27 protein-coding genes are annotated in these 26,315 nt (G+C 64.1%); 21 read left to right on the top strand and 6 right to left on the bottom strand.

The genetic code is table 11. From position 1 onward, the window contains the following. Nucleotides 1–96: 96 nt before the first annotated feature. The 3 genes from NA29_RS01175 to NA29_RS01185 all read right to left on the bottom strand — a co-directional run bounded on the left by NA29_RS01175 (nt 97) and on the right by NA29_RS01185 (nt 2,879). Nucleotides 97–1,047 carry a PDR/VanB family oxidoreductase gene (locus tag NA29_RS01175; protein WP_039394808.1) on the bottom strand — a complete coding sequence of 317 codons (951 nt, stop codon included), beginning with the start codon at nt 1,045–1,047 and terminating at the stop codon, nt 97–99. Continuing rightward, nucleotides 1,044–2,105, bottom strand: coding sequence for an aromatic ring-hydroxylating dioxygenase subunit alpha (locus tag NA29_RS01180; RefSeq protein WP_039394812.1), 1,062 nt, complete (start codon nt 2,103–2,105; stop codon nt 1,044–1,046). Before NA29_RS01180 ends, NA29_RS01175 begins: the two co-directional genes overlap by 4 nt. Before the next feature lie 105 nt (nt 2,106–2,210). Beyond that, the gene (locus NA29_RS01185) at nt 2,211–2,879 is read right to left on the bottom strand and encodes a GntR family transcriptional regulator (protein ID WP_039394814.1); all 669 of its coding nucleotides are present in this window, start codon (nt 2,877–2,879) and stop codon (nt 2,211–2,213) included. A 213-nt stretch (nt 2,880–3,092) separates the two neighbouring features. Here NA29_RS01185 and NA29_RS01190 point away from each other — a divergent pair, with 213 nt between their 5' ends. The 20 genes from NA29_RS01190 to NA29_RS01285 all read left to right on the top strand — a co-directional run bounded on the left by NA29_RS01190 (nt 3,093) and on the right by NA29_RS01285 (nt 22,847). Next, entirely contained in the window at nt 3,093–3,947 is an 855-nt protein-coding gene (locus NA29_RS01190) for a gallate dioxygenase (protein WP_039394817.1), read from the top strand. Further along, nucleotides 3,944–4,303, top strand: a complete 360-nt coding sequence (locus NA29_RS01195; protein WP_039394820.1) for a protocatechuate 3,4-dioxygenase — start codon at nt 3,944–3,946, stop codon at nt 4,301–4,303. The genes NA29_RS01190 and NA29_RS01195 overlap by 4 nt, the downstream gene beginning before the upstream one ends. A 1-nt stretch (nt 4,304) precedes the next feature. After that, the gene (locus NA29_RS01200) at nt 4,305–5,645 is read left to right on the top strand and encodes a LysR family transcriptional regulator (RefSeq protein WP_039394824.1); all 1,341 of its coding nucleotides are present in this window, start codon (nt 4,305–4,307) and stop codon (nt 5,643–5,645) included. 394 nt (nt 5,646–6,039) lie between these two features. Further along, nucleotides 6,040–7,239 carry an ABC transporter substrate-binding protein gene (locus NA29_RS01205; RefSeq protein WP_039394828.1) on the top strand — a complete coding sequence of 400 codons (1,200 nt, stop codon included), beginning with the start codon at nt 6,040–6,042 and terminating at the stop codon, nt 7,237–7,239. Nucleotides 7,240–7,294: 55 nt separating this feature from the next. Continuing rightward, the gene (locus tag NA29_RS01210; RefSeq protein ID WP_039394831.1) at nt 7,295–8,167 is read left to right on the top strand and encodes a branched-chain amino acid ABC transporter permease; all 873 of its coding nucleotides are present in this window, start codon (nt 7,295–7,297) and stop codon (nt 8,165–8,167) included. A 13-nt stretch (nt 8,168–8,180) separates the two neighbouring features. Beyond that, on the top strand, nt 8,181–9,260 hold the full coding sequence (locus NA29_RS01215) for a branched-chain amino acid ABC transporter permease (RefSeq protein WP_039394834.1): 1,080 nt from the start codon (nt 8,181–8,183) through the stop codon (nt 9,258–9,260). After that, the gene (locus NA29_RS01220; protein WP_039394838.1) at nt 9,257–10,009 is read left to right on the top strand and encodes an ABC transporter ATP-binding protein; all 753 of its coding nucleotides are present in this window, start codon (nt 9,257–9,259) and stop codon (nt 10,007–10,009) included. The genes NA29_RS01215 and NA29_RS01220 overlap by 4 nt, the downstream gene beginning before the upstream one ends. After that, entirely contained in the window at nt 10,002–10,739 is a 738-nt protein-coding gene (locus NA29_RS01225) for an ABC transporter ATP-binding protein (RefSeq protein WP_039394842.1), read from the top strand. Before NA29_RS01220 ends, NA29_RS01225 begins: the two co-directional genes overlap by 8 nt. A gap of 43 nt (nt 10,740–10,782) precedes the next feature. Then, nucleotides 10,783–11,538, top strand: a complete 756-nt coding sequence (locus tag NA29_RS01230; protein WP_039394845.1) for a PIG-L deacetylase family protein — start codon at nt 10,783–10,785, stop codon at nt 11,536–11,538. Then, nucleotides 11,535–12,239: a 4-carboxy-4-hydroxy-2-oxoadipate aldolase/oxaloacetate decarboxylase gene (locus tag NA29_RS01235; RefSeq protein WP_174555891.1), complete on the top strand. Its 705-nt coding sequence runs from the start codon at nt 11,535–11,537 to the stop codon at nt 12,237–12,239. The genes NA29_RS01230 and NA29_RS01235 overlap by 4 nt, the downstream gene beginning before the upstream one ends. Before the next feature lie 55 nt (nt 12,240–12,294). Continuing rightward, nucleotides 12,295–13,377: a 4-oxalomesaconate tautomerase gene (locus NA29_RS01240; RefSeq protein WP_039401972.1), complete on the top strand. Its 1,083-nt coding sequence runs from the start codon at nt 12,295–12,297 to the stop codon at nt 13,375–13,377. After that, nucleotides 13,374–14,114, top strand: a complete 741-nt coding sequence (locus tag NA29_RS01245) for an alpha/beta fold hydrolase (RefSeq protein WP_039394847.1) — start codon at nt 13,374–13,376, stop codon at nt 14,112–14,114. Before NA29_RS01240 ends, NA29_RS01245 begins: the two co-directional genes overlap by 4 nt. An 8-nt stretch (nt 14,115–14,122) precedes the next feature. Then, nucleotides 14,123–14,593, top strand: a complete 471-nt coding sequence (locus NA29_RS01250) for a nuclear transport factor 2 family protein (protein ID WP_052253155.1) — start codon at nt 14,123–14,125, stop codon at nt 14,591–14,593. 225 nt (nt 14,594–14,818) lie between these two features. Beyond that, nucleotides 14,819–15,898 carry a porin gene (locus tag NA29_RS01255; RefSeq protein ID WP_371328954.1) on the top strand — a complete coding sequence of 360 codons (1,080 nt, stop codon included), beginning with the start codon at nt 14,819–14,821 and terminating at the stop codon, nt 15,896–15,898. A 304-nt stretch (nt 15,899–16,202) separates the two neighbouring features. Then, nucleotides 16,203–17,588 (top strand): MFS transporter, encoded by a 1,386-nt coding sequence (locus NA29_RS01260; RefSeq protein WP_039394850.1) that lies wholly within the window; start codon nt 16,203–16,205, stop codon nt 17,586–17,588. A 146-nt stretch (nt 17,589–17,734) separates the two neighbouring features. Beyond that, a complete protein-coding gene (locus NA29_RS01265) occupies nt 17,735–18,514 on the top strand; it encodes an HAD-IA family hydrolase (RefSeq protein WP_039394853.1) in 780 nt (259 codons plus the stop codon). Nucleotides 18,515–18,600: 86 nt separating this feature from the next. Then, a complete protein-coding gene (slmA, locus tag NA29_RS01270) occupies nt 18,601–19,263 on the top strand; it encodes a nucleoid occlusion factor SlmA (protein ID WP_039394856.1) in 663 nt (220 codons plus the stop codon). 329 nt (nt 19,264–19,592) lie between these two features. After that, nucleotides 19,593–20,789 carry a homoserine O-succinyltransferase MetX gene (gene metX / locus NA29_RS01275; RefSeq protein ID WP_039394858.1) on the top strand — a complete coding sequence of 399 codons (1,197 nt, stop codon included), beginning with the start codon at nt 19,593–19,595 and terminating at the stop codon, nt 20,787–20,789. Further along, nucleotides 20,786–21,448, top strand: coding sequence for a methionine biosynthesis protein MetW (metW, locus tag NA29_RS01280; protein WP_224786741.1), 663 nt, complete (start codon nt 20,786–20,788; stop codon nt 21,446–21,448). The genes metX and metW overlap by 4 nt, the downstream gene beginning before the upstream one ends. 106 nt (nt 21,449–21,554) lie before the next feature. Then, a complete protein-coding gene (locus NA29_RS01285) occupies nt 21,555–22,847 on the top strand; it encodes an AmpG family muropeptide MFS transporter (RefSeq protein ID WP_039394861.1) in 1,293 nt (430 codons plus the stop codon). 78 nt (nt 22,848–22,925) lie between these two features. Here the strand turns inward: NA29_RS01285 and NA29_RS01290 are convergent, their stop codons facing one another. The 3 genes from NA29_RS01290 to NA29_RS01300 all read right to left on the bottom strand — a co-directional run bounded on the left by NA29_RS01290 (nt 22,926) and on the right by NA29_RS01300 (nt 25,585). After that, a complete protein-coding gene (locus NA29_RS01290) occupies nt 22,926–23,678 on the bottom strand; it encodes a hypothetical protein (protein ID WP_039394864.1) in 753 nt (250 codons plus the stop codon). 23 nt (nt 23,679–23,701) lie between these two features. Beyond that, complete coding sequence (locus tag NA29_RS01295) at nt 23,702–24,475, bottom strand: exodeoxyribonuclease III (RefSeq protein WP_039394867.1); 774 nt, start codon at nt 24,473–24,475, stop codon at nt 23,702–23,704. Nucleotides 24,476–24,640: 165 nt separating this feature from the next. Next, nucleotides 24,641–25,585: a LysR family transcriptional regulator gene (locus NA29_RS01300; RefSeq protein ID WP_039394870.1), complete on the bottom strand. Its 945-nt coding sequence runs from the start codon at nt 25,583–25,585 to the stop codon at nt 24,641–24,643. A gap of 198 nt (nt 25,586–25,783) precedes the next feature. On the opposite strand from NA29_RS01300, the gene NA29_RS01305 reads away from it, so the two are divergent. Next, nucleotides 25,784–26,239 (top strand): CidA/LrgA family protein, encoded by a 456-nt coding sequence (locus tag NA29_RS01305; protein WP_039394873.1) that lies wholly within the window; start codon nt 25,784–25,786, stop codon nt 26,237–26,239. Nucleotides 26,240–26,315: the final 76 nt, after the last annotated feature.

The following is a 26,315-nucleotide window of genomic DNA, read 5'->3' on the forward strand; positions in this document are numbered from 1 at the left end:
ATCGGTGCGTCGCTGAGGTCGATGAGGTCAATGAAAACGAACAGCCCCGCTCGGATGACGATGCGGGGCTGTTGGCTTTTTACGGGAAGCTATCGATCAGAGATCGAGGACCAGTACAGGCGATTTGCTGCGCGAGCAGCACGGCAGGATCTGATCGTTGGCGGCGCGTTCGTCGTCAGTGAGATAGACGTCGCGATGATCGGGCGTGCCATCGACGACACGCGTGAGGCACGTGCCGCACACGCCTTGCTCGCACGACATCTGCACTTCGACGCCCTGTGCCGCGAGCGCGGCGACGATGGTCTCGCCAGCTTTCACCTCGATCACACGGCCACTCGAATGCAGCTTGACCTGAAACGGCTGGTCGCCCTCGCCGTCGGTATTGGCAGACACCGGCGCAGCGAAGTACTCGCGATGCACGTTGCCTTCCGGCCATTGCGCCGCTTCGGCACGAGTGAGCACGGCGTCGATGAAGCCCGCCGGACCGCACACGTACAGATGCTTGCCGCCGGACGGCTGCGCGAGAATCGCGTCGAGATCCGCGCGTGCGCCTTCGTTGTCGAAGTAGAACTGCGTCTTGTCGGCGATGCCAGCGCTGGCGAAGCGATCGCGAAACGCCGTACGTGCAGGTTCGCGCGTGCAGTAGTGCACTTCGAACGACGCGCCGCTCGCCGCCAGCGCTTCGGCCATGCAGAGGATCGGCGTCACACCGATGCCGCCCGCGAGCAGAATGCTGTGCTTTGCGCCATCCGCGAGCGGGAAGTGGTTGCGCGGTGCGCTGATCTCGATGTCGGTGCCGACCGTCAGCGCGTGCATGCCCACGGAGCCACCCCGCGATTGCGGATCGCGAAGCACGCCCACGCAGTAGCGATGCGTCTCGCCGGGGGCGTTGCACAGCGAGTACTGGCGGATGAGGCCGTCGGCCACGTGCACGTCGATGTGCGCCCCGGCGGTGAAGGCGGGCAGCGCGCTGCCGTCGACACTCACCAGTTCGAATTCGCAGATGTCGGTCGCGACGTCGCGCTTGTTCGCCAGCCGGACTTTCATGCTGCGTTCTCCACGCCACCGGCCGCCGCACCTGAACGCTCAGCGTCGATCAGACGGTCGAGCACCTTGCGCGACTGCACGCCACCCGCGTCGATGTTCAGCTTGAGAATCTTCTTCTCGGGATACGCCGACAGATTGCGCTGCTGCGCTTCGAGCACTTCCTGGTCCTCGGCAAAGATGCCGCCCTGTCCACGCTTGATGGCGGCCGTCAGCTCGGCGTCTTCCGGCTTGAAGTTGCGCGCCATACCCCAGAAGTACCAGATCGATTCGTCGGTTTCGGGCGTGATGAAGTCGACGACGATGCTGCCTGCCTTCTTGTCGGCCGGCGCGTCATAGCCGCCATGACCTGCATGCGCAACACCGACTTCGATCATCACGTGACTCGGCGGGGTGAAGCGGCAGACCTGCCAGCGGTCGCACGGCACCTGATCGTCCAGACCGTTGGCGCGCAGTGCGCTCGCCCAGAACGGCGGCGCCTTGATGTTCTCCATATGGCGCGCCGTGATGACCATGTCGCCTTCGACGGTCGTCTTCGGCGGCGCTTCCTCGATCTCTTCCTGACCGATGCTCGTCGCGTGCACGTAGGTCTCGTGCGTCAGATCCATCAGGTTGTCGATCATCAGGCGATAGTCGCACTTGATGTGATACAGGCCGCCGCCGTACGCCCACTGCTCGCTCACGGCCCATTCCAGATGCGGGATCTCATCGGGATTCGCCAGGGCTTCGTCGCCCGGCCAGACCCACACGAAGCCATAGCGCTCGACGCACGGGAACGAGCGCGTCTTCGGGAAGCCGCCGACGCGCTGACCGACCATCTTTGTGCACTTGCCGCCGCCGTCCACCGTCAGACCGTGATAGCCGCACACGAGGTGGCCGTCCTTGACGAAGCCCAGCGACAGCGCTGCGCCGCGATGCGGGCAGAAGTCTTCGAGTGCCGCGACTTTGCCGTTGCCGTCGCGGAAGAACACCATCGCTTCGTTGCAGATCTTGCGGCCCAGCGGCTTCTCGGCGAACTCGTCGGCCGTGCATGCGACGTACCAGGTGTTTTTGAGGAACATGATCGTTTGTCTCCTTGGTGCGCCTTCGTATGGAGGGTTTGGCGCACTCTCGTTTCGATTGGGATAGGGTGGATTAGCGTATTGCCGGATTCGGGAGCGCGCGGGTCAAAGCAACTGCGCGCCCATGCTGTGTTCCTGTGTGACGATGTGTTCGCGGCACATGAATTCGGCGCGGTCGGGCTGGCGTGCGGCAATCGCCTCGACAATCGCGTGATGCTGACGATGCGCGTACGCAATGATGTCCGCGTACTGGCGTCGGTCCTCATGACCGAACGCCACCGTGCGCGGGGCCACGAACGGCACCAGATTGCAGCGCGCGATAAACCCTTCGAGCAGCGGATTGCGTGCGCCGGTGACGAGTAGATCGTGAAAGCGCGCATTGAGCGACGCATAGCCGATCTGCACTTCGGGCGTCATCTGATGGTCGGCGAGCAGCGCATCGCCTTCGGCCAGCAGTTCGCGCAGTTGCGTCAGCAATTCCGCACTCGCACCTTTCTCGGCGAGCAGACGTGCGGCATAACCTTCGAGCGCGCCACGCAAGTGCAACGCTTCGACGCTCTCGTCGCGGGTGTGTGCCCGCACGGCGTAGCCGCGTTGTCCGGCGCGCACAACCAGCCCTTCTTCCGCGAGCACCGGCAACGCCTGACGCACCGGCATGCGCGAGACCCCCAATTGCTCGGCCAGCTTGGCTTCGGCCAGACGCTCGCCCGGCGCGAGTTCGCCCTTGAGGATCATTTCGCGCAGTTGGACCGTGGTCGGTGTGGGATGCAGCATGCGTCTCCTTTCGTTCGCTTACACGCGTGCCGGACAGACTGGGCTTGCCAGCACCGGCTTTTTTTCATTATGGGATCCCGTAATTCGTAAAAGCATCAGTAAATACCCTTGTTTGTGCAGATACGGGATCCCGGATAGACTCGGCCTGCATAAATTCGGGCTATTTCATTCTGCGGCCCGGGCATGACAAGACAAGAAACGGAGACTTTCAGCGTGGCAAAGATCATTGGGGGGATCGGGACGTCGCACGTGCCGACCATCGGTGTGGCGTACGACAAGGGCAAGCAGCAGGATCCCGCGTGGGCACCGCTGTTCCAGGGCTACGAGCCTGTCGCGAAGTGGCTCGCGCAGAAGCAGGCGGACGTACTCGTGTTCTTCTACAACGATCACGCGACGACCTTCTTCTTCGACATGTACCCGACGTTCGCGCTCGGCGTGGGCGAGTCGTTCCCCATTGCCGACGAAGGCGCGGGGCTGCGTCCGTTGCCGCCGATTCGCGGCGACGTGGCGTTGCAGGCGCATATCGCCGAGTCACTCGTGAACGACGAGTTCGACATTACGGTGTTCCAGGACAAGCCGATCGATCACGGCTGCGCGTCGCCGCTGCCGCTGCTCTGGCCGCACAAGCCGGACTGGCCGGGCACGGTCGTGCCCATAGCCATCAACGTGCTGCAATACCCGCTGCCGACGGGCCGTCGCTGCTATCGCCTCGGGCAGGCGGTGCGTCGCGCCATCGAGTCGTATCCGGAAGACCTGCGTGTGGTCGTCGTGGGCACCGGCGGGCTTTCGCATCAGATTCACGGCGAGCGTGCGGGTTACAACGACGAGTCGTGGGACCGCGAATTCCTCGACCTGCTGGAGCGCGAGCCGGAGAAGCTGACTGAACTCAGGCACGTGGACTACGTCGAGCGTGGCGGTGCGGAGAGCGTCGAGCAAATCATGTGGCTGTCGATGCGTGGCGCGATGGGCCCGCGCATCAAGCGTTTGCACCTGAACTACTACCTCGCGACGACGACCGCCATGACCGTCGCGCTGTACGAAAACGACACAGAGGACGACGCCGCATGAACCCGCAACTCGAAGGCATCGAAGCGATCACCGGCACGTACGCGTTCGATCTGCGCGTGAGCAACCGCACGCTCAAGCTCAACCGCTTCTTCTGGCACATGATTCGTGCCGAGAATCGCGAGACGTTCCTGAAAGATCCCATCGCCGCTATGACCGCTGCCGGTCTTACCGCCGAAGAGCAGGCGATGGTGCAGGCGCAGGACTGGATCGGCCTCGTGCGTCATGGCGTGAACTTCTTCGTGCTGGAGAAGTTTGCGCGCGTGGTGCGCAAGACGAATCTCGAAGTCTATGCGCTCATGCGCGGCGAATCGCTCGAAGCGTTCATGGCCACGCGTCGCGTGCCGACCATGCGCTGACATGGCGATCGATACCGCCATCAGTCTGACCAACGCGCCGCCGGCGCACCGGCTCGCGTGTCACGAACGCGGCACGTGGAGCCGTGCGCCGCAAAGCAACGAAGCCACGCTGCTGGTTCGCAAGCTGCGCGGATTGCGCGCGATGGTCGCGGTGCTGGAGTGCGATTCCGTCGCGCGCGCAGCCCGCATGCTGCATCTCTCGCAATCGGCCGTTGCCCGTTCGATCTCGGACATCGAGGCGGAATTGGGCTTTCCGCTGTTTCACCGCAGCGGGCGCGGGCTGATTCCGAACGCGGCGGGGCAACGGCTCGGTGTGCGCGCGACGCGTGCGCTCGCGGAGCTGGCGAACGGCTATCGTGAAGCGTTCGCGGCGACGGCATCGCAAGCAGACGGCGGCGCGCGTGCCGCAAGCCGGTTCGCCGCCGTGGTCGCGCCGCAGCAACTCACGAGTTTCATTGCCGTTGCGGAACTGGGCAGCGGACCGTTGGCGGCGACGCGTCTGCAATGCTCGCAGCCGACCATCCAACGCAATCTGGATCAGCTCGAAGACCTCATCGGCATCAAGCTGTTCCGGCGCACGCCGCGCGGTACGCGTCTGACCGACGAGGCCGTCGCGCTACTCGGTCCCGTCAAACGCGCGCTCGCGGAACTGGCGATTGCCGAAGACGAACTCGCACCGTTCGGCGGACGCCAGCAAGGCACGGTCATCGTGGCGGCCTTGCCGCTATCGAGCGGCTTTCTGCTGCCCAAGGCGATCGACAGTCTGCTGCACAAGTCGCCGTATCTCACGGTGACGGTCGTCGACGGTACCTACGAAGCGCTGGTGCGTCAGTTGCGCCAGGCGGACGTCGACATGATCGTCGGTGCGCTGCGTGCGAACGACGTGCCGCCGGATATCCGTCAGGAAGCGCTTTTCGAGGATCACCTGTCGGTCGTCGCGCGCGCGGACCATCCGTGCCTGACATCCGGCAAAACGCCTACGCTCGCCGAACTCGCCGGGTACGGCTGGGTCAGCCCGCTGCCGTGCACACCGGCGCGCGAGGTGTTCGAGCGTGTGTTCCATGCAGAAGGTCTTGCGCTGCCGCACACGCAGGTGCACGCGAGCAGCTCGCCGGTGGTGCGCGGGTTGCTTTCGTCGAGCGACCGTCTCGCGTTGCTCTCGCCGGTGCAGATCACGTCGGAGTTGCGCACGGGGGAGCTGGCCGTGGTGCCGGTGACGTTGCAGCACGCGCGCCGTTCCATCGGCGTGGCCACGCGCCGCGACGGTTTGCTTTCACCGGCCGCAGAGCAGTTGCTCGACGAATTGCGCGCGCTTGCGCCGACGATGCAGCATCCGTCGTAAATCCGTTGCAGGTCGCTCGCCGATGCCCCGGCGAGCGCGGCGAAAATCGCCGGATTCGCCATGACTTGCATGTCTCGCCTCACTCGCTCACGCACGATTTTTCGACGACGTGACGCCTCCTGACGACTGCCCGCCGTGCCTTGTACGGCGGGCGTTCCACTCGCGAAACGTCGCTCGTCCCGCAGCGCGAAATTCCCCTCGTAAAAAACGTCTCGCAACGTAGGGGAAATCTCGGGGATATACGAAAAACGCAACGCTCGACGCGAGAAGGTCGTTCGACGCGCTCATTTCGTCTGCCTAAGCTGTTCCGGATACATAGAAAAGGCGCGCCAACCCCCGGCGCGGCTTCATGAAAAACGGATCGGTGCTACGACGCCGACGAGGAGACGACACCATGATGAAGCGCCATCTCTGGCTCGCTGTGGCACTTGCGAGCGCTTGCCAATTCACCGCCGTTTCGGTCGCGCGCGCCGAGGAAATCAAGGTCGGCGTGCTGGGCCTGTTCTCCGGCTCCGCATCGTGGTGGGGTACTGAATATCGTCGCGGCCTGAACCTGTGGATGGAGCAGAACAAGAGCAAAGTCGGCGACGACACGATTGTGCTGCTGGAGCGCGACGAGGGCGGCGTGAACCCGCAACGCACGCGTCAGCTTGCTCAGGAACTCGTGGTGCGCGATCAGGTGCAGTACCTGTTCGGCGGCTCATTCACGCCGAACGTGCTGGCCATGGCCGACGTCGTGAACCAGACCAAGACGCCGCTCGTTATCGGCAACTCGGGCACGTCGAGCGTCACGCTCAAGTCGCCGTACTTCGTGCGTACGGGCTTCACCCAGTGGACCGTGAGCGTGCCGCTCGTCGAATACGCCGCGAAGAAAGGCGTGAAGAATGCGGCCATCGTGGTCGCCGACTTCGCCACCGGCTACGACGCCATCGACGCCTATAGCGAGACGTTCAAGAAGGCGGGCGGCAAGGTCGCCGTTGAAGTGAAGGTGCCGCTGGGCACGACGGACTTTTCCAGCTACCTGCAACGCGTGCGTGACGCCAAGCCGGACGCCGTCTTCATGTTCATGCCGGTCGGTCCGATGTCGGCAGGCTTCGTGAAGGCGTTCAAGGAGCGCGAACTCGACAAGGCAGGCATCCAGTTGTTCGCCACGACCGAGACGATGGAGTCGGACCTGCCCGCGATTGGCGACAGCGCACTGGGCACGATCACCGCACTGCATTACTCGCCGTTCCTCACGACGCCGGAGAACACCGCATTCGTTAAGGCCTACAAGGCGAAGTACGGCCCGGGCGCACTGCCGTCGATTGCTTCGGTTTCGGCCTACGACTCGATGACGCTGATCGCACAGATGATCAAGGCGACCAAGGGCAAGAAGGACGCCGACAAGGCGATTGCCGCTGTGAAGGGTTACGCGTGGGTGAGCGCACGCGGTCCGGTGTCGATCGATCCGAAGACGCGTGAAATCGTGCAGAACGTGTACATCCGTCGCGTGGAAACCATCGACGGCAAGCTCGGCAACAAGCCGATCGACACGTACAAGTCGGTGGTCGAGCCGTGGCACATCAGCCACCCGGAAGTGGCCGCGAAGTAACGCAGGCGACACCCCCCCGAAGTTCGCTCTGTTCGTTAGGTTTCGGTAATTCCTCATGACGCAATCGCTTGCCACTTTCCTGTCGTTGTCGATTGACGGTGTGGCCTACGGGATGCTGCTGTTTCTCATCTCCGTGGGCCTCACGGTCACGCTCGGCGTAATGCGCGTAGTCAATCTCGCGCACTCCGCCTTTGCCATGATCGGCGGTTATTTCACCCTGTGGGCCATGCAGCGTGCCGGCCTCGATTTCTTCGTCGCCCTGCTCGTCGGCGTGCTCGGCACGATGGTGCTCGGTGCGGTGCTCGAGCGCACGCTGTATCGCTGGGTCTACACGGCCAACGGTCTGGGGCAGTTGCTCATGACGATCGGCCTCGCGTTCATCATCTGCGCGATTGCCAAGCATCTCGCTGGCACGGAGTTGCAGACCATTCCTGTGCCGCAGGGCCTGCGCGGCACGTGGGACTTCGGGGCGTTCTCGGTGTCCGTGTATCGCATCTTTGCGCTGGTGTGCAGCGCGGTCGTGGCCTTCGGTATCTGGCTGGGGCTTGAGCGCACGTCGTTCGGTGCGAAGCTGCGTGCCGCCGTCGACAATCCGCGCATGGCGCGCTGCGTCGGCATCGACGTGCCGCTCGTGTTCTCGATCACGTTCGCCATCGGTTGCGGTCTGTCGGGCCTTGGCGGTGCGCTGTCGAGCCAGATCCTGCCGCTGGAGCCGTACTACGGCCTGAAGTATCTGGTGCTGGTGCTGATCGTGGTTGCCGCCGGTGGACTGGGCAGCCTGCGCGGTTCGCTCTATGCCGGTCTGCTGCTCGGTCTGATCGACACGCTCGGCCGTTACTACGTGCCTGCGCTTGGCGCTTTCATGATCTATCTGGCCGTGCTGGCCATTCTGCTGATCCGCCCGCAAGGGCTGGTCGGTCGTGCGTAAGCGGAGGGTGAAGATGTCAATTACGAAACCCTCGCAAGCGCTGAGCGGTGCGGCGCAAGTGGCACCGGCGCTGCGTCGCAAGCGCCTCGGCATGCTCGACGCGCTGCTGCTGCTCGCCGCCGTCGCCACGTACTTCTTCGCCGATCTGTATCTGGCGCTCGCCACGAGCGTGCTGATCATGATCATCTTTGCGCTCTCGCTCGACCTGGTGCAGGGCTACTGCGGCATCGAGACGCTGGGACACGCGGCGTTCTTCGGTAGCGGTGCCTATGCGGCCGGTCTGTTCGCGCTGCATGTGTCGCCGAATCCGTTGCTGGGTCTGGTGGCCGGTGCCGTGGTGGCGGCTGTCGTCGGGCTGATTACCGGCATTGTGGTGCTGCGTGTGAGCGGGCTGACGCAGATCATGCTCACGCTTGCGTGCGCCACGCTGCTGTACGAAGCGGGCAACGTCGCCAAGTCCATCACGATGGGCGACGACGGCCTGACCGGCTACAGCATCGCGCCGGTGCTGGGCATGTTCGAGTTCGACATCTACGGCCACACGGCGTATCTGTACGCGCTCGCGGTGCTGCTCGTCGTCTATCTGTTCACGCAGTTTCTCGTGAACTCGCCGTTCGGCCTGACGGTGCAGGGCATTCGCGAGAACGCGATGCGCATGTCGCTGCTGGGCGTGCGCGTCGGCCTGCGTCGCCTGATGCTGTACACGATTGCCGCCGCTGTCGCGGGTGTCGCCGGTGCGTTGTCCGCGCAGGTCAACAACATCGTTGCGCTCGACACGCTGTCGTTCACGCTCTCGGCGAACGTTCTCGTGATGCTCGCCCTCGGCGGCACTGGACGCCTCTACGGCGCAGTACTCGGCGCGGTCGTTTTCATGGTGCTGTCCGACCGGATTGCCGCCATCGACCCGACGAACTGGCTCGCCGCGCTCGGCGTGCTGCTGATCGTCGTGGTGCGCTTCGCGCCGGACGGCCTCATTGGTCTGGTGGATCGGTTCGCTGCGCGCGTGCTTCGTTCCGCATCGGTGCCTGCTGTTGCACCGGCATCGGCGGAGAACACCAACGCAACGACCACGGACAAGGAGGTGACGCCGTGAGCGCTGCACTCGAAATTCAGGGACTGTCGAAGCGCTTCGGCCAACTCGACGTCACGCGCAACGTCACGCTGTCGCTGCCGGTCGGCGCACGTCATGCGCTGATCGGACCGAACGGTGCGGGCAAGAGCACGTTGATGAACCTGCTCACGGGCGTGCTCAAGCCGAACGCAGGCGTGGTGCGCGTTGGCGGCACCGACGTCACGTCGATGCCGTCGCACAAGCGCGTCAAGCTCGGTCTTGCACGCACGTTCCAGCTCAACACGCTGTTCGACACGCTCACCGTTGCCGAGAACGTGGGCCTCGCCCTTACGTCGCGACGCGGACTCGACGGTTGCATCGGCCGCCCGCTGGCGAATCGCCCGGCGGTGGTCGAGGAAGCGGCAGAGCGCCTGCGCGAACTCGGGATGATCGACCTCGCAGGCAAGCGCATCAACGAACTCGCGTACGGCCAGCGTCGTCAGGTCGAGATCGCGCTGGGTCTCGCGCTGGATCCGAAGGTGCTGCTGCTCGACGAACCGGTTGCCGGTGTGCCGTCGGGACAGGGCCGCAAGTTGTTCGAACTGCTGGAGCGTTTGCCCGAAGACGTCGCGGTGATGGTCATCGAACACGACATGGATCTTGTCTTCCGCTTCGCGCGCCGCATTACGGTGCTGGTCGAAGGCGCGGTGCTGATGGAAGGCGAGAAGGACGAAGTGCGCAGCGATCCACGCGTGCGCGATATCTATCTGGGACGTCGCCATCATGACTGACATTCTGCTCGAAGCCGGTGGGCTCAGTGCCGGGTATGGCGAAACCATCGTGCTCGAAGACCTGAGCCTGCGTGTGGCCGCTGGCGAAGCCGTCGCGATTCTCGGACGTAACGGCGTCGGCAAGAGCACGTTGCTGCTGAGCCTGCTTGGCCTCACCACGCGTCACGGCGGCGTGCTGCGTTATCGCGATGACGACATTACGTCGTGGCCCGCCTACAAGCGCGCCCGCGCCGGACTGGCGCTGGTGCCGCAGGAGCGCGAGATCTTCAAGTCGCTCTCCGTCGAAGAGAACCTGCAAGTTTCGGCGATGGCCGAGGGGGCCGGTGCTGCGGATGAGAAAGGCATGTGGACGCTGGAGCGCGTCTACGACCTGTTCCCGCGTCTGAAGGAGCGTCGTCGCAATCTGGGCAATCAACTCTCGGGCGGCGAGCAACAGATGCTCGCCATCGGCCGCGCGCTGATCGGCAATCCCCGCGTGATTCTGTTCGACGAGCCGTTCGAAGGGCTCGCGCCCGTCATCGTCGATCAACTGGTCGATGCGTTCTGGAAGTTGCGCGCCGACGGCGGCATGGGCGTGGTGCTCGTGGAGCAGCACGCGGAACTGGGACTGGAACTCACCGACCGCGCGCTGGTGCTCGACCGGGGCCGTCAGGTCTGGGCGGGGCGCAGCAGCGATCTGGCCGCGTCGCCGGAACTGCTCGGCACCCTGGTCGGACTGGAAAGCGCCTGAGCGAGCGTCGCCGGGCTGCGCAACAAGTATCAGAGTCAAACACATGAGCACAACACAGCACAGCAGCAATTCGGGATTGGCGGGCCTCGTGGTCAGCGCCCACTCGGCGGACTTCGTCTGGCGCGCAGCGGGCACGATCGCCACGCACGTCGCGCAGGGCTATCGCATGAAGATCGTCTGCCTGTCGTTCGGCGAGCGCGGCGAGTCGGCCAAGCTCTGGCGCAAGGGCGCGGAGATGACCGAAGCGAAGGTCAAGGCCGCACGTCGTGAAGAGGCGCAACGCGCCGCCGACATTCTCGGCGCGGAAATCGAGTTTCTCGACATCGGCGATTACCCGATGCGCGTGTCCGACGAAACGCTGTTCCGGCTCGTCGACATCTATCGCGACGTGCAACCCGCCTTCGTGCTGAGCCATTCGGAGAAGGACCCGTACAACTTCGATCACCCGCTGGCGATGCACGTCACGCAGGAAGCGCGCGTGATTGCACAGGCCGAAGGTCACAAGCCGGGCGAGAAGATCATCGGTGCGCCGGCCGTCCTCGCGTTCGAGCCGCATCAGACCGAGCAATGCGAGTGGATCCCGAACACCTTCGTCGACATCACGCCGGTGTGGGACAAGAAGCGCGCCGCCATCGAATGCATGGCCGGTCAGGAACACCTCTGGGATTACTACACGCGCGTGGCGTTGCAACGCGGTGTGCAGGCCAAACGCAACATCGGCATCACCGCGTCGCGCGACATCAAGTACGCGGAGGGGCTGATGCGTCTCACGCCGGTCGTTACGGAGCAACTGTCATGATTCGCGGCGTCGTCGTTCGTCAGATTCCGCGCGTCGATGCCGCTACGCTCGACATTCTGCGCAGCGCAGGCAGCGCCACCGTGCACGAGGCGCAAAGCCGTCTCGGCCTGATGGCCACCTATCTGCGCCCGATCTACGCTGGTGCGGCGGTGGCCGGTAGCGCCGTCACGGTGCTTGCGCCGCCGTCCGACAACTGGATGCTGCACGTCGCGGTCGAGCAGGCACAGCCGGGCGACATCGTCGTGGTCGGCGTGACGTCGCCGTGCGACGACGGGTACTTCGGCGATCTGCTCGCCACGTCGATGAAAGCGCGCGGTGTTGTCGGGCTGATCATCGACGCCGGTTGCCGCGACATCGGCACACTCACCGAGATGCAGTTCCCGGTGTGGTCGAAGGCCATCTCGTCGCAAGGCACGGTCAAGGAAACGCTCGGCTCGGTGAACGTGCCGGTCGTGTGCGCGAACCAGATCGTCAACCCGGGCGACGTGATCGTGGCCGACGACGACGGCGTCGTCGTGGTGCCGTTTGCCACCGCGCACGCCGTCGCGAAAGCGGCCGCCGCGCGCGGTGCGGACGAAGCCTACAAGCGCGGCGTACTCGCGGGGGGCACGCTCGGCCTCGATTACTACAAGATGCGCGAACGTCTTGCCGCGAAGGGCCTGCGCTATGTCGACTCGCTCGACGAGTTGCAAGGCGAGTGAGGGGCGCGACTTGGGCGAGCTAAAGCACTCTCAGACGCGCATTCGCGCCGCCGTCATGCGGGGAGGCACCTCGAAGGGGCTGTACTTCCTCGCGGACGATCTGCCCACGGACGCCGCCACGCGCGACGCGGTACTGCTCGCTGCGATGGGATCACCCGATGCGCGTCAAATCGACGGCATGGGCGGCGCGAACCCGCTCACGAGCAAGGTCGCCATCGTCTCGCGTGCCACACGTGCGGACGCCGACGTCGACTATCTCTTTGCACAGGTCGTGGTCGACGAAGCGCGTGTCGACTACGGACAGAACTGCGGCAATCTGCTCGCGGGCGTAGGGCCGTTTGCGATCGAGCGCGGACTCGTTGCGGCAACGGGCGACGTGACCGACGTCGGCATTCACATGGTCAACACGGGGCAGGTGGCGGTCGCCACCGTGCAGACCCCGGGCGGCATGGCGAAGTACGACGGCGACGTGGCCATCGACGGGGTGCCCGGCACGGCAGCGCCCATTCCACTGATGTTCCGCGATACCGCCGGGTCGTCGTGCGGCGCGCTGTTTCCGACGGGCCAACGCCAGGACGTCGTCGAAGGCGTCACCGTCACGTGTATCGATAACGGCATGCCGCTGGTGCTGATGCGCGCTGAGGATCTGGGTTGCACGGGCGCAGAGTCCTGGCAGCAACTCGAAACGGATGCGCAGTTCCAGCCGATGCGTGAGCGCATCGAAGCGATTCGTCTCGCCGTCGGCCCGCGCATGAATCTGGGCGACGTGCGTTCGCGCACGGTACCGAAGATGTGTCTCGTTGCGGCACCCCAGGCCGGGGGAGCGCTCGCAACACGTTGCTTCATCCCGCATCGCTGCCACTCGTCCATCGGCGTGCTGGCGGCCGTTAGCCTGGCGACGGCGGCAGCGCTGCCGGGCACCGTCTGTCACGAGATGGCCGTGGTGCCGGATGGCGAAGCACCGCTTGTGTCCATCGAACATCCGACGGGGGAGTTCACCGTGCGACTGACACTCGGTCTCGATGCCGAAGGACAGACCGACGTCACGGGCGCAGGCCTGTTGCGCACCGCACGCTGGTTGTTTGACGGCGACGTGTGCATTCCCACTCGTGTGTGGGCGCAAGAGGAGGCGGCATGAGTCAGGACCGTCTGCCGTTACTGCTGCTGCCCGGCCTGCTGTGCGATCAGGTGGCGTGGGCCGCCACTGCCGCGTTGCTGCCGGAATTCGATTGTCGCGTGCCCGCGTGGGGCGCGCTCGACACCATCGGTGCGATGGCCGACCACGTGCTGGCCACCACGCCGGAGCCGCGTTTTGCGCTGGCCGGACATTCGATGGGCGGGCGCGTAGCGCTCGAAGTCGTGCGCCGTGCGCCGCAACGCGTGAGCCATCTCGCGTTGCTCGACACCGGCTATCAGGCGTTGCCTGACGGTGAGGCCGCTGAGAAGGAGCGCAGCGGTCGCGCCGCGTTGCTCGCTCGTTCGCGCAAGGAGGGTATGCGCGCGATGGGGCAGGTCTGGGCGACGGGCATGGTGCATCCCGACCAGATCGGTATGCCGCTGTTCGACGCGATTCTCGACATGATCGAGCGCAGCAACCCCGATCAGTTTGCGGCGCAGATCCATGCGCTGCTGGGCCGTCCGGATGCCACCGCGCAACTGAGCGACGTGCGTTGCCCGACGCTCGTGCTGTGCGGACGACAGGACACGTGGAGCCCGCTCGCGCGTCACGAAATCATGGCCGGGCTGATCCCGGATGCGGTGCTGAGTGTGGTGGAACACAGCGGTCACATGAGTCCGATGGAACGCCCTGAAGCCGTGGCCGCTGCCATGCGCGCATGGTTGTCGCTGCCGTCGACCGAAGGGGTGACGTCATGACGCAGAACATGCCAACCACACAAACACCCGACTCCATCGATCAGCAAACGCTCGAGGTGCTGCTCGCCAAACAAGCGTGTCACGACCTCGTCATGCGCTTCGTCATGTGTAACGACCGTCGTGATCCGCAGGGACTGGCTGCGTTGTTCGCCGAGAAGGGGGTGCTGGTGCGCCCCAATGGCGAGACGCTCGTTGGCCCGGTGGCGATAGCGGCTGCGTACGCCGACCGTCCGGCGGACCGCCTGACGCGCCATCTCGTCGGCAATGTGCTGATCGAGGTGACGTCGACCACGGGTGCGATCGGCAGCAGCACGGTGCTGCTTTGGAGCGGCTCGGCGCAGGACGTGCCGGGACCGTTCGGACGTCCGGCGCAGGGCCGTCAGGTGATGGGCGAATTCGAAGACACTTTCGTGCGCACGGCGCAGGGATGGCGCATCGCCCGACGCGAAGCGCGTTTCACTTTCGTACGCGAAGCATGAAGCAAGGCGTGAGGGAAAAAACAGCACCTCACGTCGCGCCATAAAACAACGGGGACCGAGGCCGGAGTGCAGCACAGGAGGCGGCAACGGTGACCCGAAAGAGCAAGCAATGCAGTACCGGAGGCGGACGCAGTGCCGTCCCAACAAGGCTGGACCTGTGACATTGCCACCGGTTCGGAGGTTGAGGTTTGGAGTAGCTGTGTATTCAAAAACAAGGGGACAGAAGTGAAAGTGAAACACGCATTGGCCGCAGGCCTGCTGCTGGGTGCAGGCCTGGCGCACGCGCAAAGCAACGTGACGCTGTACGGGATCGTCGATACCGGCATCGCCTACTACAACAATGCTGCCAATGGCGGCAGCTTCGTCGGCGAACCGACCCTCACGGGCAAGGTGCCGTCGCGCTTCGGTTTCAAGGGTGTCGAAGACCTGGGCGGCGGTCTCAAGGCCGTCTTCACGTTGGAAAACGGCTTTCAGCCGGGCACCGGCGGTCTGAACTATGGCGGACGTCTGTTCGGCCGTCAGGCCAACGTAGGTCTGTCGAGTTCGTGGGGCACGGTGCTCATCGGCCGTCAGAACAATATGACGTTCTATGTGACGGGCAATGCGGACGTGATCGGACCGTCGATCTTCTCGCTCGCCAGTATCGACCCGTACATCGCTAACGCGCGTAGCGACAGCGCCATCGGGTATATGGGCAAGTTCTCCGGCGTGACTGTCGGCGCCACGTACAGCTTCGGGCGCGATGCATCGTCCGCAGGCGGACCGTCGGCCACGAACTGCGCGGGCAACGTCGCGGGCAACTATCAGGCCTGTAAGCAATTCACGGGCTTGCTCGGTTACGACTACGAGAACTTCGGCATTTCGGCGTCGTACGACCAGATGCGCGGCAACACCGGCGCCGCCGCACCGCTGACCAGCTCGCAGTACACCGATTCGCACTCGGTCATCAATGCGTACTACAAGTGGTCGACGGGTCGCGTGGGTGGTGGCTGGATTCACCGCAACGTGAGCGCCGACGCCGCATCGCTGCGCTCGGACATCTACTTCATCGGCTTCACTTATTTGCCGACGATCACCTGGGCGTTCGACGCACAGGCCATTCGTTACCAGTTGAAGAGCCGCGCCAACGCCACGATGCTCATCGGCCGGGCCACGTACTCGCTCTCGAAGCGCACGTCGCTGTATGGCATGGCGGGCTGGGTGGCGAACAGCCAGAACGGTGCAGTGGCGATTGCCGCTGGCGGTTCGGTGGTCACCGGTGGCAACCAGTTCGGTACGATGCTGGGCATTCAGCACACGTTCTAACGTCCGAACTCGCTTAAACGCGGCACTGCGTAGCGAGCACGTGTGGGGCGTCCGGGGGGGCGAATCGCACGTGACGCGGTGCTGCGTCACTCCCTGTTGCGCGGCGTCGTCGTGGTGGCGTGCCGCGCATAACGAGCGAGTGATCCGGCAGACGTCGTGCGGCGTGACCGTGTGCAGCCGAACATTCCCCGAGCGGCACCATTGCGCATGATTTTCCTGCCCGGCCCGGGCTATGATGCCAAGCAGGCACTGGCGAGCGAGAAGCAAATCCCGGGCCGAGATTTTTCCCCATGAACCCCTCTGTATGACGCAACCGATCGCCCCTGTCGCGCCGCTGGCCGAAGGCCTTTGCGCGAGCGCACGCCGCATTGCCGTTCCATCGATTCTGCTCGGCACCTTCCTCGGCAATCTCGATGCCTCGATTGCCAACGTGGCATTGCCGACTATCGCGCGCGATCTGGTCGCCGATCCCGCCTCGACGGTGTGGGTTGTCAACGCTTACCAACTGATTTTTGCGATGGCCGTGCTGCCGCTGGCGGCGCTGGGCGAAAAGCTCGGTTATCGGCGCGTGTTCCTGTTCGGTGTGGCCGGGTTCACGCTGGCGTCGCTCGGCTGTGCACTTGCCCCGTCGCTCTCGTGGCTCGTCGCTGCGCGCGTGGTGCAGGGGCTGTGCGGTGCATGCATGTCGACCATCGTCCCCGCGTTGCTGCGCATGGTGTTTCCGCCGCATATGGGCGGACGCGCGATCTCGCTGCTGGCGCTGACCGTCGCGCTGTCGACGGCGGCCGGGCCGAGCGTGGCGGCGGTCATTCTCACGCTGGGCGACTGGCGCTGGCTGTTCGCCATCAATCTGCCCATCGGACTGGTCGCGCTGGGCGCGTCGTACCGGTTCCTGCCGCGCACGCCGGGGGCCGAGCGGCGCATCGACGTGCCCGGTGCGTTGCTCAATGCCGCGACACTCGCGCTCATCATCATCGGACTCGGCCATGTCGGCGAAGCCGGGCATCATGGTGCCGCTGCGTTGCAGATCGCGCTCGGGCTGGCCGTGGCGGTGGTGCTTGTGCGTCATCAGCGCAGTCGTCAGGCACCCCTGTTGCCGCTCGATCTGATGCGCGTGCCGGTGCTGGCGTTGTCGTCACTGACGTCCGTCGCCTGTTATATGGCGCAAACGCTGGCGTACGTCGGCATGCCGTTTCTGTTGCAGCACACGTTCTCGCGCAGTGAGGCGACGACGGGCCTGCTGATAACGCCGTGGCCGCTGGTGATCGTGTTTATCGCGCCGCTCGCGGGGCGGCTGTCGGATCGCTTCGACAGCGCGCGCATGAGTGCGCTGGGGCTGGGCGTGTTCGCGGTGGGGCTGGCATCGCTGGCGTGGCTGCCCACAGACGCGAGCGACTGGGGCATCGCCTGGCGTATGGTGATTTGCGGGGTAGGCTTCGGCTTCTTCCAGACGCCGAACAACCGCATCATCATGATGGGCGCGCCGCGCGAGCGCAGCGGCGCGGCAAGCGGTCTGATGACGATTGCCCGGACCGTCGGCATGACGCTCGGGGCGGCCGTGGTGGCGCTGCTGTTCGATCTCTATGGCGATCACGGCGCGCACGCAGCGATGGTGTGCGCGACGATACTCGCGGCGCTGGGCGGTGGCGTCAGCCTGCTGCGGGTGCGGGCGAAGGCGCGCGCGGGCTGACGGCGTGGCAGATAGCGAGATAAGGCAGGCTGAGCCAATTTGTCAAAGTGGGCGTCGCGCGCTAGCATCTTGCCTTGCCGAGACCCCCGTCGCACGTGCGACGACGGTCATGTTCACGTATTTCCTCGCAAAATTCCGCTATCTCCGTGTCTTCTTCTCACGTTCTGAGCCGGCGACGCCGGGCGCACCTCGCCCGTAGCGAGCACGGCACGCGCGGTCCGGTCTGGTTGTTCGATCTGGACAACACGCTGCATCGCGCGTCTCACGCGATCTTTCCGCGCATCAACCGCGCGATGACCGCCTATATCGTCGAGAAGCTGGGCCTGCCGCACGACGAAGCGAATCTTCTGCGTTCGACGTACACCGAGCGCTACGGTGCGGTGCTGCTCGGGCTGATCCGGCATCACGCCATCGACCCGCACGAATTTCTCGCGCAAGTCCATGAACTGCCGCCGTTGGCCGAGGTGCTGCGCGCCGAGCGCGGCATCGCCCGTCTGATGGCCGGTCTGCCCGGGCGCAAGATTCTGCTGACCAATGCGCCGGCGCACTACGCCATGCCGATCGTCGAGGCTTTGGGAATCGGCCGTCATTTCGAGCGCTTCGTGAGCATCGAAGACATGGCGGATCGGCGTGGCTGGCGCGCCAAACCCGACCCGACGATGCTGCGCCGTCTGCTCGTGCGCGAGGGGCTGACACCCTCGAACACCTGGCTTGTCGAGGACACGCGCTCGCACCTCAAGCACCTGCGGCATTTCGGCATCAAGACCGTTTGGATCACGGGACACCTGCCGGTGAGAAACAGTCTTGGCAAGGTTATGGCGCGAAGTGGCCGCCCACACTTCGTAGATATCAAAGTACAATCTCTGCGCGAGTTAAGGGCGTACCTGGCGACCGGGGCAGGTGCCAGGCATGTGAGGGGCAAGTGACGGGCCGGTGAGGGCTCAGTCAGGCTCCCCCCGTCAGCCCTTTGCCGCGCGACGATTACATAATCCCAACTGATAACGACCAGACGATGCAGCAGGAAAACTCTTCGAACGGCGCCGGTTTCGGCACCGCCGACGCGCTGGAGGCCATGCCCGCGCCTGCGCCGGTGAAGACCACCCGTCCCAAACCGGGCGAGCGCCGCGTGCAGGTGTTGCAGACCCTTGCGGCCATGCTTGAGACGCCCAAGGGCGAGAAGATCACCACGGCCGCGCTCGCGGCTCGCCTCGATGTCTCCGAAGCGGCGCTCTATCGCCACTTCGCGAGCAAGGCCCAGATGTTCGAAGGCCTGATCGAATTCATCGAGCAGACCATCTTCGGCCTGATCAACCAGATTTCCGCACAGGATCAGGACGGTGTGACGCAAGCGCGCGCCATCGTGCTGATGCTGCTCGGTTTCGCCGAGAAGAACCCCGGCATGACGCGCGTGCTGACCGGCGAAGCGCTGGTCGGCGAACACGAGCGTCTGCAGGAGCGCATGAACCAGTTGCTCGACCGCATCGAAGCGTCGCTGCGTCAGGTGCTGCGCCTGGCGGCAGCGCAAGGCACGCTGCCCGAGACGTTCGACGCGAACTCGCGCGCCAACCTGCTCGTCTCGTACGTGCTGGGTCGTTGGCACCGTTTCGCCAAGAGCGGCTTCAAGCGCTCGCCGGCCGAAGGCGCCGAGCCGCAAGTGGCGGCACTGCTGCGCTAAGTCCGGCGGCAGTGGCTCGTCTGCGCCGAGTGCGCAGATTACGTTATACTTTTGCAACGCGTGGCAGGGCGGACGACATATCGTCCGGCCTTGTTGCGATGACTGGCGCGCCGATTTGGTGACTCGCTTGCGGGCGCGCGAATGACTCGGACAGAGGATCTCCAGGATCCTCGTCGTGGGACATTCAATAAAAATGCGGCTAAAGAGGTCGTTCGCGCACCCCGCCGTTTTTCCGTCGACCCCTTTTCCCGCACAGAACGCTTCAGGACATCGTCCGTCGATTCGTATTGACGATGACGCTGACCCCGGCATGTTTCGGACAGGGATTTATGGAATCTTCAATCGGAATCGTCACGCCGCAGCGGATGCATTTCGCTGAGCCGCTGGCACTGCAAAACGGCAGCACCCTCGCGGGCTACGACCTGATGGTCGAGACCTATGGCGAGCTCAATGCCGATCGCAGCAACGCCGTGCTGGTGTGTCACGCGCTCAACGCGTCGCATCACGTGGCGGGCATCGCCGCCGACAACCCCAAGGACATCGGCTGGTGGGACAACATGGTCGGTCCGGGCAAGCCGCTCGACACCAACCGCTTCTTCGTCATCGGCGTGAACAATCTCGGCTCGTGCTTCGGCTCGACGGGGCCGATGAGCCTCAATGAAGCCACAGGCACACCGTACGGTGCGCGCTTCCCTGTCGTGACGGTCGAAGACTGGGTCAATGCGCAGGCCCGCGTGGCCGACGCCTTCGGCATCCGCAAGTTCGCCGCCGTGATGGGCGGCAGTCTCGGCGGCATGCAGGCGCTGGCGTGGAGCATCATGTACCCCGATCGGGTGGGGCACTGTCTGGTGATTGCCTCCACGCCCAAGCTCTCGGCGCAGAACATCGCTTTCAATGAGGTCGCACGCTCGGCCATCCTCTCCGATCCCGATTTCCACGGCGGCGACTATTACGCGCACGGTGTGGTGCCGCGTCGTGGCTTGCGCGTGGCGCGCATGATCGGGCACATCACCTATTTGTCCGACGAGGACATGGCGACCAAATTCGGCCGCGCGTTGCGACGCGCCGAAGCGCTGGTCGACGAGGTGAAGGACGGCAGCGGCAACGGTAATGGCAACGGCAAGGACGACGGCTACCGCTTCAGCTTCGACGTGGAGTTCGAAGTGGAATCGTACCTGCGCTATCAGGGCGACAAGTTCGCCGAGTACTTCGATGCCAACACCTACCTGCTGATTACGCGCGCGCTCGATTACTTCGACCCGGCGCGCACGGTCGGTGGTGATCTGGCGAAGGCGTTATCGCACACGTCCGCGAAGTATCTGATCGTGTCGTTCGCGACCGACTGGCGTTTCGCCCCGGCGCGCTCGCGCGAGATCGTCAAGGCGCTGCTCGACACGCGCCGCACCGTGAGCTACGCCGAGATCGACGCACCGCACGGTCACGACGCCTTCCTGCTCACCGATGCGCGCTATCACAATCTGGTGCGCGCTTACTACGAACGTATCGCTCAGGAGGTCGGCGTATGAGCCAGTCCACCGCTCCGGCCAACAGTGCGCAGGCCGCGCAACTAGCGGCGTCGCGCCATCGCATTTCGGCCTCGCTCGCAGATCGCCCCGACTTTCGTGTCATCGCGCGATGGATCGAGCCGTCCTCGCAAGTGCTGGACCTCGGTTGTAGCGACGGGTCTTTGCTGCGTCTGCTGACCGACGAACTCGACGTGAGCGGATACGGTGTCGAGATCGACGACGCGGGCGTACTCGCGTCCGCGCAGCGCGGTATCAACGTCATTCAGCAGAACATGGAAGACGGGCTGAGGCTGTTCGAAGATCAGAGCTTCGATACCGTCATCCTGTCGCAGACGTTGCAGACCATTCACCGCACGGCAGACATTCTGCGCGAGACGGTGCGTGTGGGACGCGAAGCGATCGTGTCGTTCCCGAACTTCGGCTACTGGCCGCATCGGCTGTCGGTGTTGCAGGGGCGCATGCCGGTGTCTAAGAGCCTGCCGTTCCAGTGGCACAACACGCCGAACGTGCGGGTGCTGACGATTAAGGACTTCGAAGCACTGGCGCCGGACGTCGGTGTGAAGATTCTGGATCGCGCGGTCCTGCACAATGGGCGACTGGTTTCGGTGGGGGCGAACTGGCGTGGTAGTCTTGCGGTCTATCGCGTCAAGCGTTCCTGAACCGACGGCAGCTTGCGGGGCAGCGTAGCGCCGGACCCCGCGTAGCAATCGACGTCGGGGGCCGGGCGCCGTGCATCGCAGGCGGCTGGCCCCAATTGTCCTTTCCATGACCGATTCGCTGCGGCCCGACGACGGGCGCGTCTTCCACCCCACGCGGATGCTCATCTGCGTGATTCTCGGTTTCACCTCCGGCTTGCCGCTTTTCATCCTGCTCAATCTGGTGCAGGCGTGGTTGCGCAGCGAGCACGTAGATCTCAAGTCGATCGGCCTGTTTGCGCTGATCCAGTTTCCTTACACGTGGAAGTTTCTGTGGGCACCTCTCATGGACCGCTTCGCACCCAATTTTCTGGGATGGAAGCCGGGGCGGCGTCGCGGGTGGATGTTCGTCACGCAACTGCTGGTGGCGGGCGCGGTCGCGATCATGGGGACGTATTCGCCGCAGCGCGATCTGATGACGATTGCCGCGTTGGCGGCGGCGCTGGCGTTCTTCAGCGCGAGTCTGGACATTTGTCTGGATGCCTACCGACGCGAGTTGCTGTCCGATCGCGAGCAGGGGCTGGGCACGGCGATGCACGTGAACGCGTACAAGGTGGCGGGTCTGGTGCCGGGATCGCTGGCGCTGATCATGGCGGATCATCTGCCGTGGTCGCAGGTGTTTTTCGCGACGGCGGCGTTCATGCTGCCGGGCATTGTGATGACGCTGGTGGTCAAGGAGCCGGAGATTCGCGGCACGCCGCCAAAGACATTGCGCGAAGCGGTCGTTGAGCCGTTCCACGAGTTCGTGACACGCGGCGGCTGGTCGCAGGCGTTGCTCGTGCTGGCGTTCATCTTTCTGTACAAGCTGGGTGATTCGATGGCGACGTCGCTGGCCACGTCGTTCTATCTGGATCTGGGCTTCACGAAGACACAGATCGGCGTGGTGGCGAAGGCGACGAGTCTGTGGGCGAGCGTGGCGGGCGGCATCATCGGCGGGATCTGGCTGATCAAGCTGGGCATCAACCGTGGGTTATGGGTGTTCGGCGTGCTGCAACTGGTGTCGGTGCTGGGCTTCGCGTGGCTAGCCGAGGCCGGTGCGGTGGTCGCGGGACTGGGCGCGGTGATCGCGTTCGAGGCGTTCACGGCGGGGCTGGGAACGGCGGCGTTTACCGCTTACATCGCACGCACGACGGACCCGCGTTACACGGCCACGCAATTCGCGCTGTTCACGAGTCTGGCGTCCGTGCCGCGCACGTTCGCGAACGCAGGGACGGGCTATATCGTGGACGGCGTCGGCTGGCTGACGTTCTTCCTCATCTGCACGGCGCTCGCGATCCCGGGCATGCTGCTCTTGCCCAAAGTCGCCCCCTGGGGTGCTGACGACGACGGCGGCGATGGTGTGCCTGCGGCGAGCAGAACGTGAGGTAGCGGGCGCTCGGCGATCGGGGCCGAAGGCGTTCGCCTTCGCGTGTGTCATGCCTGCCGTGTCGCCCGCCGCCGTTTATCGTGACGGTGCGCCAGAGTGGCGCACCGCGAGCTTTTGTCGCTGGACGACCTGAGTTGCGAAGTCCGCATCGGACGGAATCGGTTCCCAGAAAAAGTCGTGCTGGAAGATCGGAATAAAGTCGAATTTCCTGGACCGGAAAATGCCCCGACGGCGTTTGAACTCGCTGTAACGATCACCTTTGAAATGTCGGTTCACCGATGTAAAAGGCAAGAGACGTTCGGCGATATCCGTGAAAGTTAGATCGGGGTGCGCGTTCTTGAACGCTTCGAGCGCGTCGAACTGATCGCGGCAAATGATCTGAACGGCGGTTTCGGGAAGTTCGTAACGCTGTGCCCACATGACATGCCAGCCGGTGCGTGTCTCGTTGACGAAGTCCACGAGCGCCTGACTCAGTAGATAGGCATCGGATTCGATGTGAACGATCTTGTCCGCGCCTATGGCCGTAGCGATGGTGTGCGCGTGCAGGAAACTGCGCCACCAGCCCGGATAGTGGGCCATGCTTTGCCGTCCGAGATTCTGTTCGAAGCGAACGATGCCCGTCGCGTGGTCATGTTCCCGGATATCGTGGCTCGCGGGCACCGTCGGAATGGTCTTGGCGGGCGGCAGATAGGGCGACCCGTCGTCGATCATGAGGATCTTGTCGGCGTGGATCGGCCCGTTGCCGTAGAAGTCCAGCCAACGCTGATATCGCGTTTTCCAGGCTTCGGCATCGCGGATGTAGCTCGTGCAGAATAGAAGGGTTTTCATGATGCGCTGCGACCGCGTGGTGCTCAAAGCGCGTGGTCGTAGTCGACGATCAGCGGGGCGTGGTCGCTGAACTTGATGTCGCGGAACACCGAGGTCGTCTTCGCCTTTGCTGCGATGCCCGGCGTGGCGATCTGGTAGTCGATGCGCCAACCGACGTTCTTTGCATACGCCTGTCCGCGATTGCTCCACCACGTGTATTGCTCCGCCCGCGGATCCAGCGTGCGGAAGACATCCACATAACCGTGATCGTCGAACAACTGCGTGAGCCACGCGCGCTCTTCCGGCAGGAAGCCCGAGTTCTTCAGGTTGCCCTTCCAGTTCTTGATGTCGATTTCCTTGTGCGCGATGTTCACGTCGCCGCACAGCACGACCTCGCGGCCCTCGGCCTTGAGCGCCAGCAAGTGCGGCATGAAGTCGGCCATGAAGCGGAACTTGGCCGCCTGACGCTCCTCGCCGCTCGACCCCGACGGGATGTACACCGAGATTACCGACAGATTGCCGTAACGGACCTCGACATAACGACCCTCGGCGTCGAACTCGGTGTTGTTCCAGCCGATGACGATGTCGTCGGGCTCGCGTCGCACGTACACACCGGCGCCGCTGTAACCCTTCTTCTCCGCATAGTGGAAGTAGCCCTGATAATCGTGCGGCTTGAGGAAGTCCGGCGTCATGTCCGGCAACTGGGCCTTGATTTCCTGAACGCAGAGGATGTCGGCGTCCTGATTGCCGAACCATTCGAAAAAGCCCTTCTTGGAGGCGGATCGCACGCCGTTCAAATTCGCGGTAATGATGCGCATGAGTCTCGATGTGTCGCGCCGCTCTCGCGCCCGTGGAGCGCGATGCAACGGCAAAAGGGGGAAATTTGTCAGCGGCAAGGATACCGCAATCGCCGATTCCCGTCGGACGACGGGCATGCATGCGCGGCGGATGTATCCGACGTCCGGCCGTCTGTCAGAACCCGCTCACTTGCGTCGTGCGCCGCCTGCGATCGCTGCCTTCGCTTCGCCGTCGCCTCCTGGCCCGAGGATGTCGCGCGCCAAGGCGAGCCAGCGTCGCGCCGCATGTGACAGATACGAGTCGCGTCGCCACGCCATCGCCAGATCCCACGGAATCTCCGGGTCGCGTACGTCCGTCATCACGAAACGCTTCGGGTCGAGTCGCGCGCAGAACGGCTCCGGCAGCAACGCAATGCCCACGCCGTTGTCCACCATCGACGCGATGAAGTCCCACTGACTCGAGCGGCCCGCGATCTTCGGCGTGAAGCCCGCGCGCCGACACGCGGCGATCACCAGTTCCGATAACGCAAATCCCTCGCCATAGAAGACGAAGGGCTCGTCGCGCAATTCGCCAAGGCCAACGGAGGCGCGGCCCTCCCAGCGCGATTCTCGGGGCGCGATCAGACGCAACTGGTAATGACAGACAGGCAGCACATCCAGCACGGTCGGGTCGATGGGGAGCAGCACCGCCCCCAGCTCGATCTCGCCCGCCAGCAACGCCTGCTCAATGGCCCGCGAGCCGGTCTCGAACAGCTTCATCTCGATATCCGGGTATTGCTGATGGAACGCGCCGATCACCGGGATGAACAGGTCGCCGCCCAACGGCGGGATGCCGATCGACAACTCGCCGCGCGACACCGTCTCCAGATCCGCCAACTCCTGTTGCAGACGGGCATGGGCGGCGAGTACGTCCTGACCGCGCTCGAAGACAACGCGTCCCGCATCGGTCAGTTGAAGTCGTCGACCCATGCCGCGCTCCTCGCGCAACATGAGCGGCGTGCCCAGTTCGTCTTCCAGCGCCTTGACCATCTTGCTCACCGTCGGCTGGGTGACGAACAACGCTTCCGCCGCCGCCGTGAAGCTCTGCTGTCGCACAACCTCCACAAATCCTCGCAACGCACGCAGTTCCATTTTGGTTCTCTCGGTTGCACACCAATGGTGCAATTTGGCCCAAAGCCCCGTCCAGCAAGGCTTTCTTATGCACTATTAGGGTTAATACTTAAATTATTCCAATTTGGAATCGTTCTGATACGACTAATTCATTATATTTATGTTGCGCTGCTTCCTATACTGCGTTTCATATTCAGGAAAACCCTTAGGGAGTCAGCCATGACCAAGATGATCGCCAGCCGTCTGTATAGCCGTAGCAAGGGCGTTGTCGGTGTGCTTTGGCAAATCGCGCTCCTGACGGGCATCTATCTGGCGGCCGATGCTGCATCGCGTCATTTTCATCTGCCTTTGCCGGGTGGCGTGCTGGGCTTGCTCGTCGTCGTCGCGCTGCTCATGAGTGGCGTGCTGAAGACGGAGAAGATCAAGCGTGGCGCGGACTGGTTTCTGGCCGAGATGATCCTCTTCTTCGTGCCGTTGGTCGCCGCCGTCATGCAATACACGGATCTGCTGCGTCAGGAAGGCCTGCAACTGCTGGCCGTGATCGGTGTCGGCACCACGCTCGTGATGGTTTCGACCGCGCTGGCCGTCGACTTCGCCTGCCGCGCCGAGCGCCGTCTGAAGCTGGCATGCGCCCGCATTCCGGCCCGCCGTGCGCATGCGCACGATGGTCGCTGAAGCATTACGTACCGCATACATACTGCATTACGTACCCGACGCCGTTCGCGCCGCTCTTCAAGCTGATCGCACTCGC

This window comes from Pandoraea sputorum, from assembly GCF_000814845.2.
In the GTDB taxonomy this organism is placed as follows: domain Bacteria; phylum Pseudomonadota; class Gammaproteobacteria; order Burkholderiales; family Burkholderiaceae; genus Pandoraea; species Pandoraea sputorum.

Bases quoted from the DNA above. Each gene is read 5' to 3' on its own strand.
- NA29_RS01175 (WP_039394808.1), bottom strand. From the start codon at position 1,047: ATGAAAGTCCGGCTGGCGAACAAGCGCGACGTCGCGACCGACATCTGC.
- NA29_RS01180 (WP_039394812.1), bottom strand. From the start codon at position 2,105: ATGTTCCTCAAAAACACCTGGTACGTCGCATGCACGGCCGACGAGTTC.
- NA29_RS01185 (WP_039394814.1), bottom strand. From the start codon at position 2,879: ATGCTGCATCCCACACCGACCACGGTCCAACTGCGCGAAATGATCCTC.
- NA29_RS01195 (WP_039394820.1), top strand. From the start codon at position 3,944: ATGAACCCGCAACTCGAAGGCATCGAAGCGATCACCGGCACGTACGCG.
- NA29_RS01200 (WP_039394824.1), top strand. From the start codon at position 4,305: ATGGCGATCGATACCGCCATCAGTCTGACCAACGCGCCGCCGGCGCAC.
- NA29_RS01205 (WP_039394828.1), top strand. From the start codon at position 6,040: ATGATGAAGCGCCATCTCTGGCTCGCTGTGGCACTTGCGAGCGCTTGC.
- NA29_RS01210 (WP_039394831.1), top strand. From the start codon at position 7,295: ATGACGCAATCGCTTGCCACTTTCCTGTCGTTGTCGATTGACGGTGTG.
- NA29_RS01215 (WP_039394834.1), top strand. From the start codon at position 8,181: ATGTCAATTACGAAACCCTCGCAAGCGCTGAGCGGTGCGGCGCAAGTG.
- NA29_RS01225 (WP_039394842.1), top strand. From the start codon at position 10,002: ATGACTGACATTCTGCTCGAAGCCGGTGGGCTCAGTGCCGGGTATGGC.
- NA29_RS01230 (WP_039394845.1), top strand. From the start codon at position 10,783: ATGAGCACAACACAGCACAGCAGCAATTCGGGATTGGCGGGCCTCGTG.
- NA29_RS01235 (WP_174555891.1), top strand. From the start codon at position 11,535: ATGATTCGCGGCGTCGTCGTTCGTCAGATTCCGCGCGTCGATGCCGCT.
- NA29_RS01240 (WP_039401972.1), top strand. From the start codon at position 12,295: ATGCGGGGAGGCACCTCGAAGGGGCTGTACTTCCTCGCGGACGATCTG.
- NA29_RS01245 (WP_039394847.1), top strand. From the start codon at position 13,374: ATGAGTCAGGACCGTCTGCCGTTACTGCTGCTGCCCGGCCTGCTGTGC.
- NA29_RS01250 (WP_052253155.1), top strand. From the start codon at position 14,123: ATGCCAACCACACAAACACCCGACTCCATCGATCAGCAAACGCTCGAG.
- NA29_RS01260 (WP_039394850.1), top strand. From the start codon at position 16,203: ATGACGCAACCGATCGCCCCTGTCGCGCCGCTGGCCGAAGGCCTTTGC.
- slmA (WP_039394856.1), top strand. From the start codon at position 18,601: ATGCAGCAGGAAAACTCTTCGAACGGCGCCGGTTTCGGCACCGCCGAC.
- metX (WP_039394858.1), top strand. From the start codon at position 19,593: ATGGAATCTTCAATCGGAATCGTCACGCCGCAGCGGATGCATTTCGCT.
- metW (WP_224786741.1), top strand. From the start codon at position 20,786: ATGAGCCAGTCCACCGCTCCGGCCAACAGTGCGCAGGCCGCGCAACTA.
- NA29_RS01285 (WP_039394861.1), top strand. From the start codon at position 21,555: ATGACCGATTCGCTGCGGCCCGACGACGGGCGCGTCTTCCACCCCACG.
- NA29_RS01290 (WP_039394864.1), bottom strand. From the start codon at position 23,678: ATGAAAACCCTTCTATTCTGCACGAGCTACATCCGCGATGCCGAAGCC.
- NA29_RS01295 (WP_039394867.1), bottom strand. From the start codon at position 24,475: ATGCGCATCATTACCGCGAATTTGAACGGCGTGCGATCCGCCTCCAAG.
- NA29_RS01300 (WP_039394870.1), bottom strand. From the start codon at position 25,585: ATGGAACTGCGTGCGTTGCGAGGATTTGTGGAGGTTGTGCGACAGCAG.
- NA29_RS01305 (WP_039394873.1), top strand. From the start codon at position 25,784: ATGACCAAGATGATCGCCAGCCGTCTGTATAGCCGTAGCAAGGGCGTT.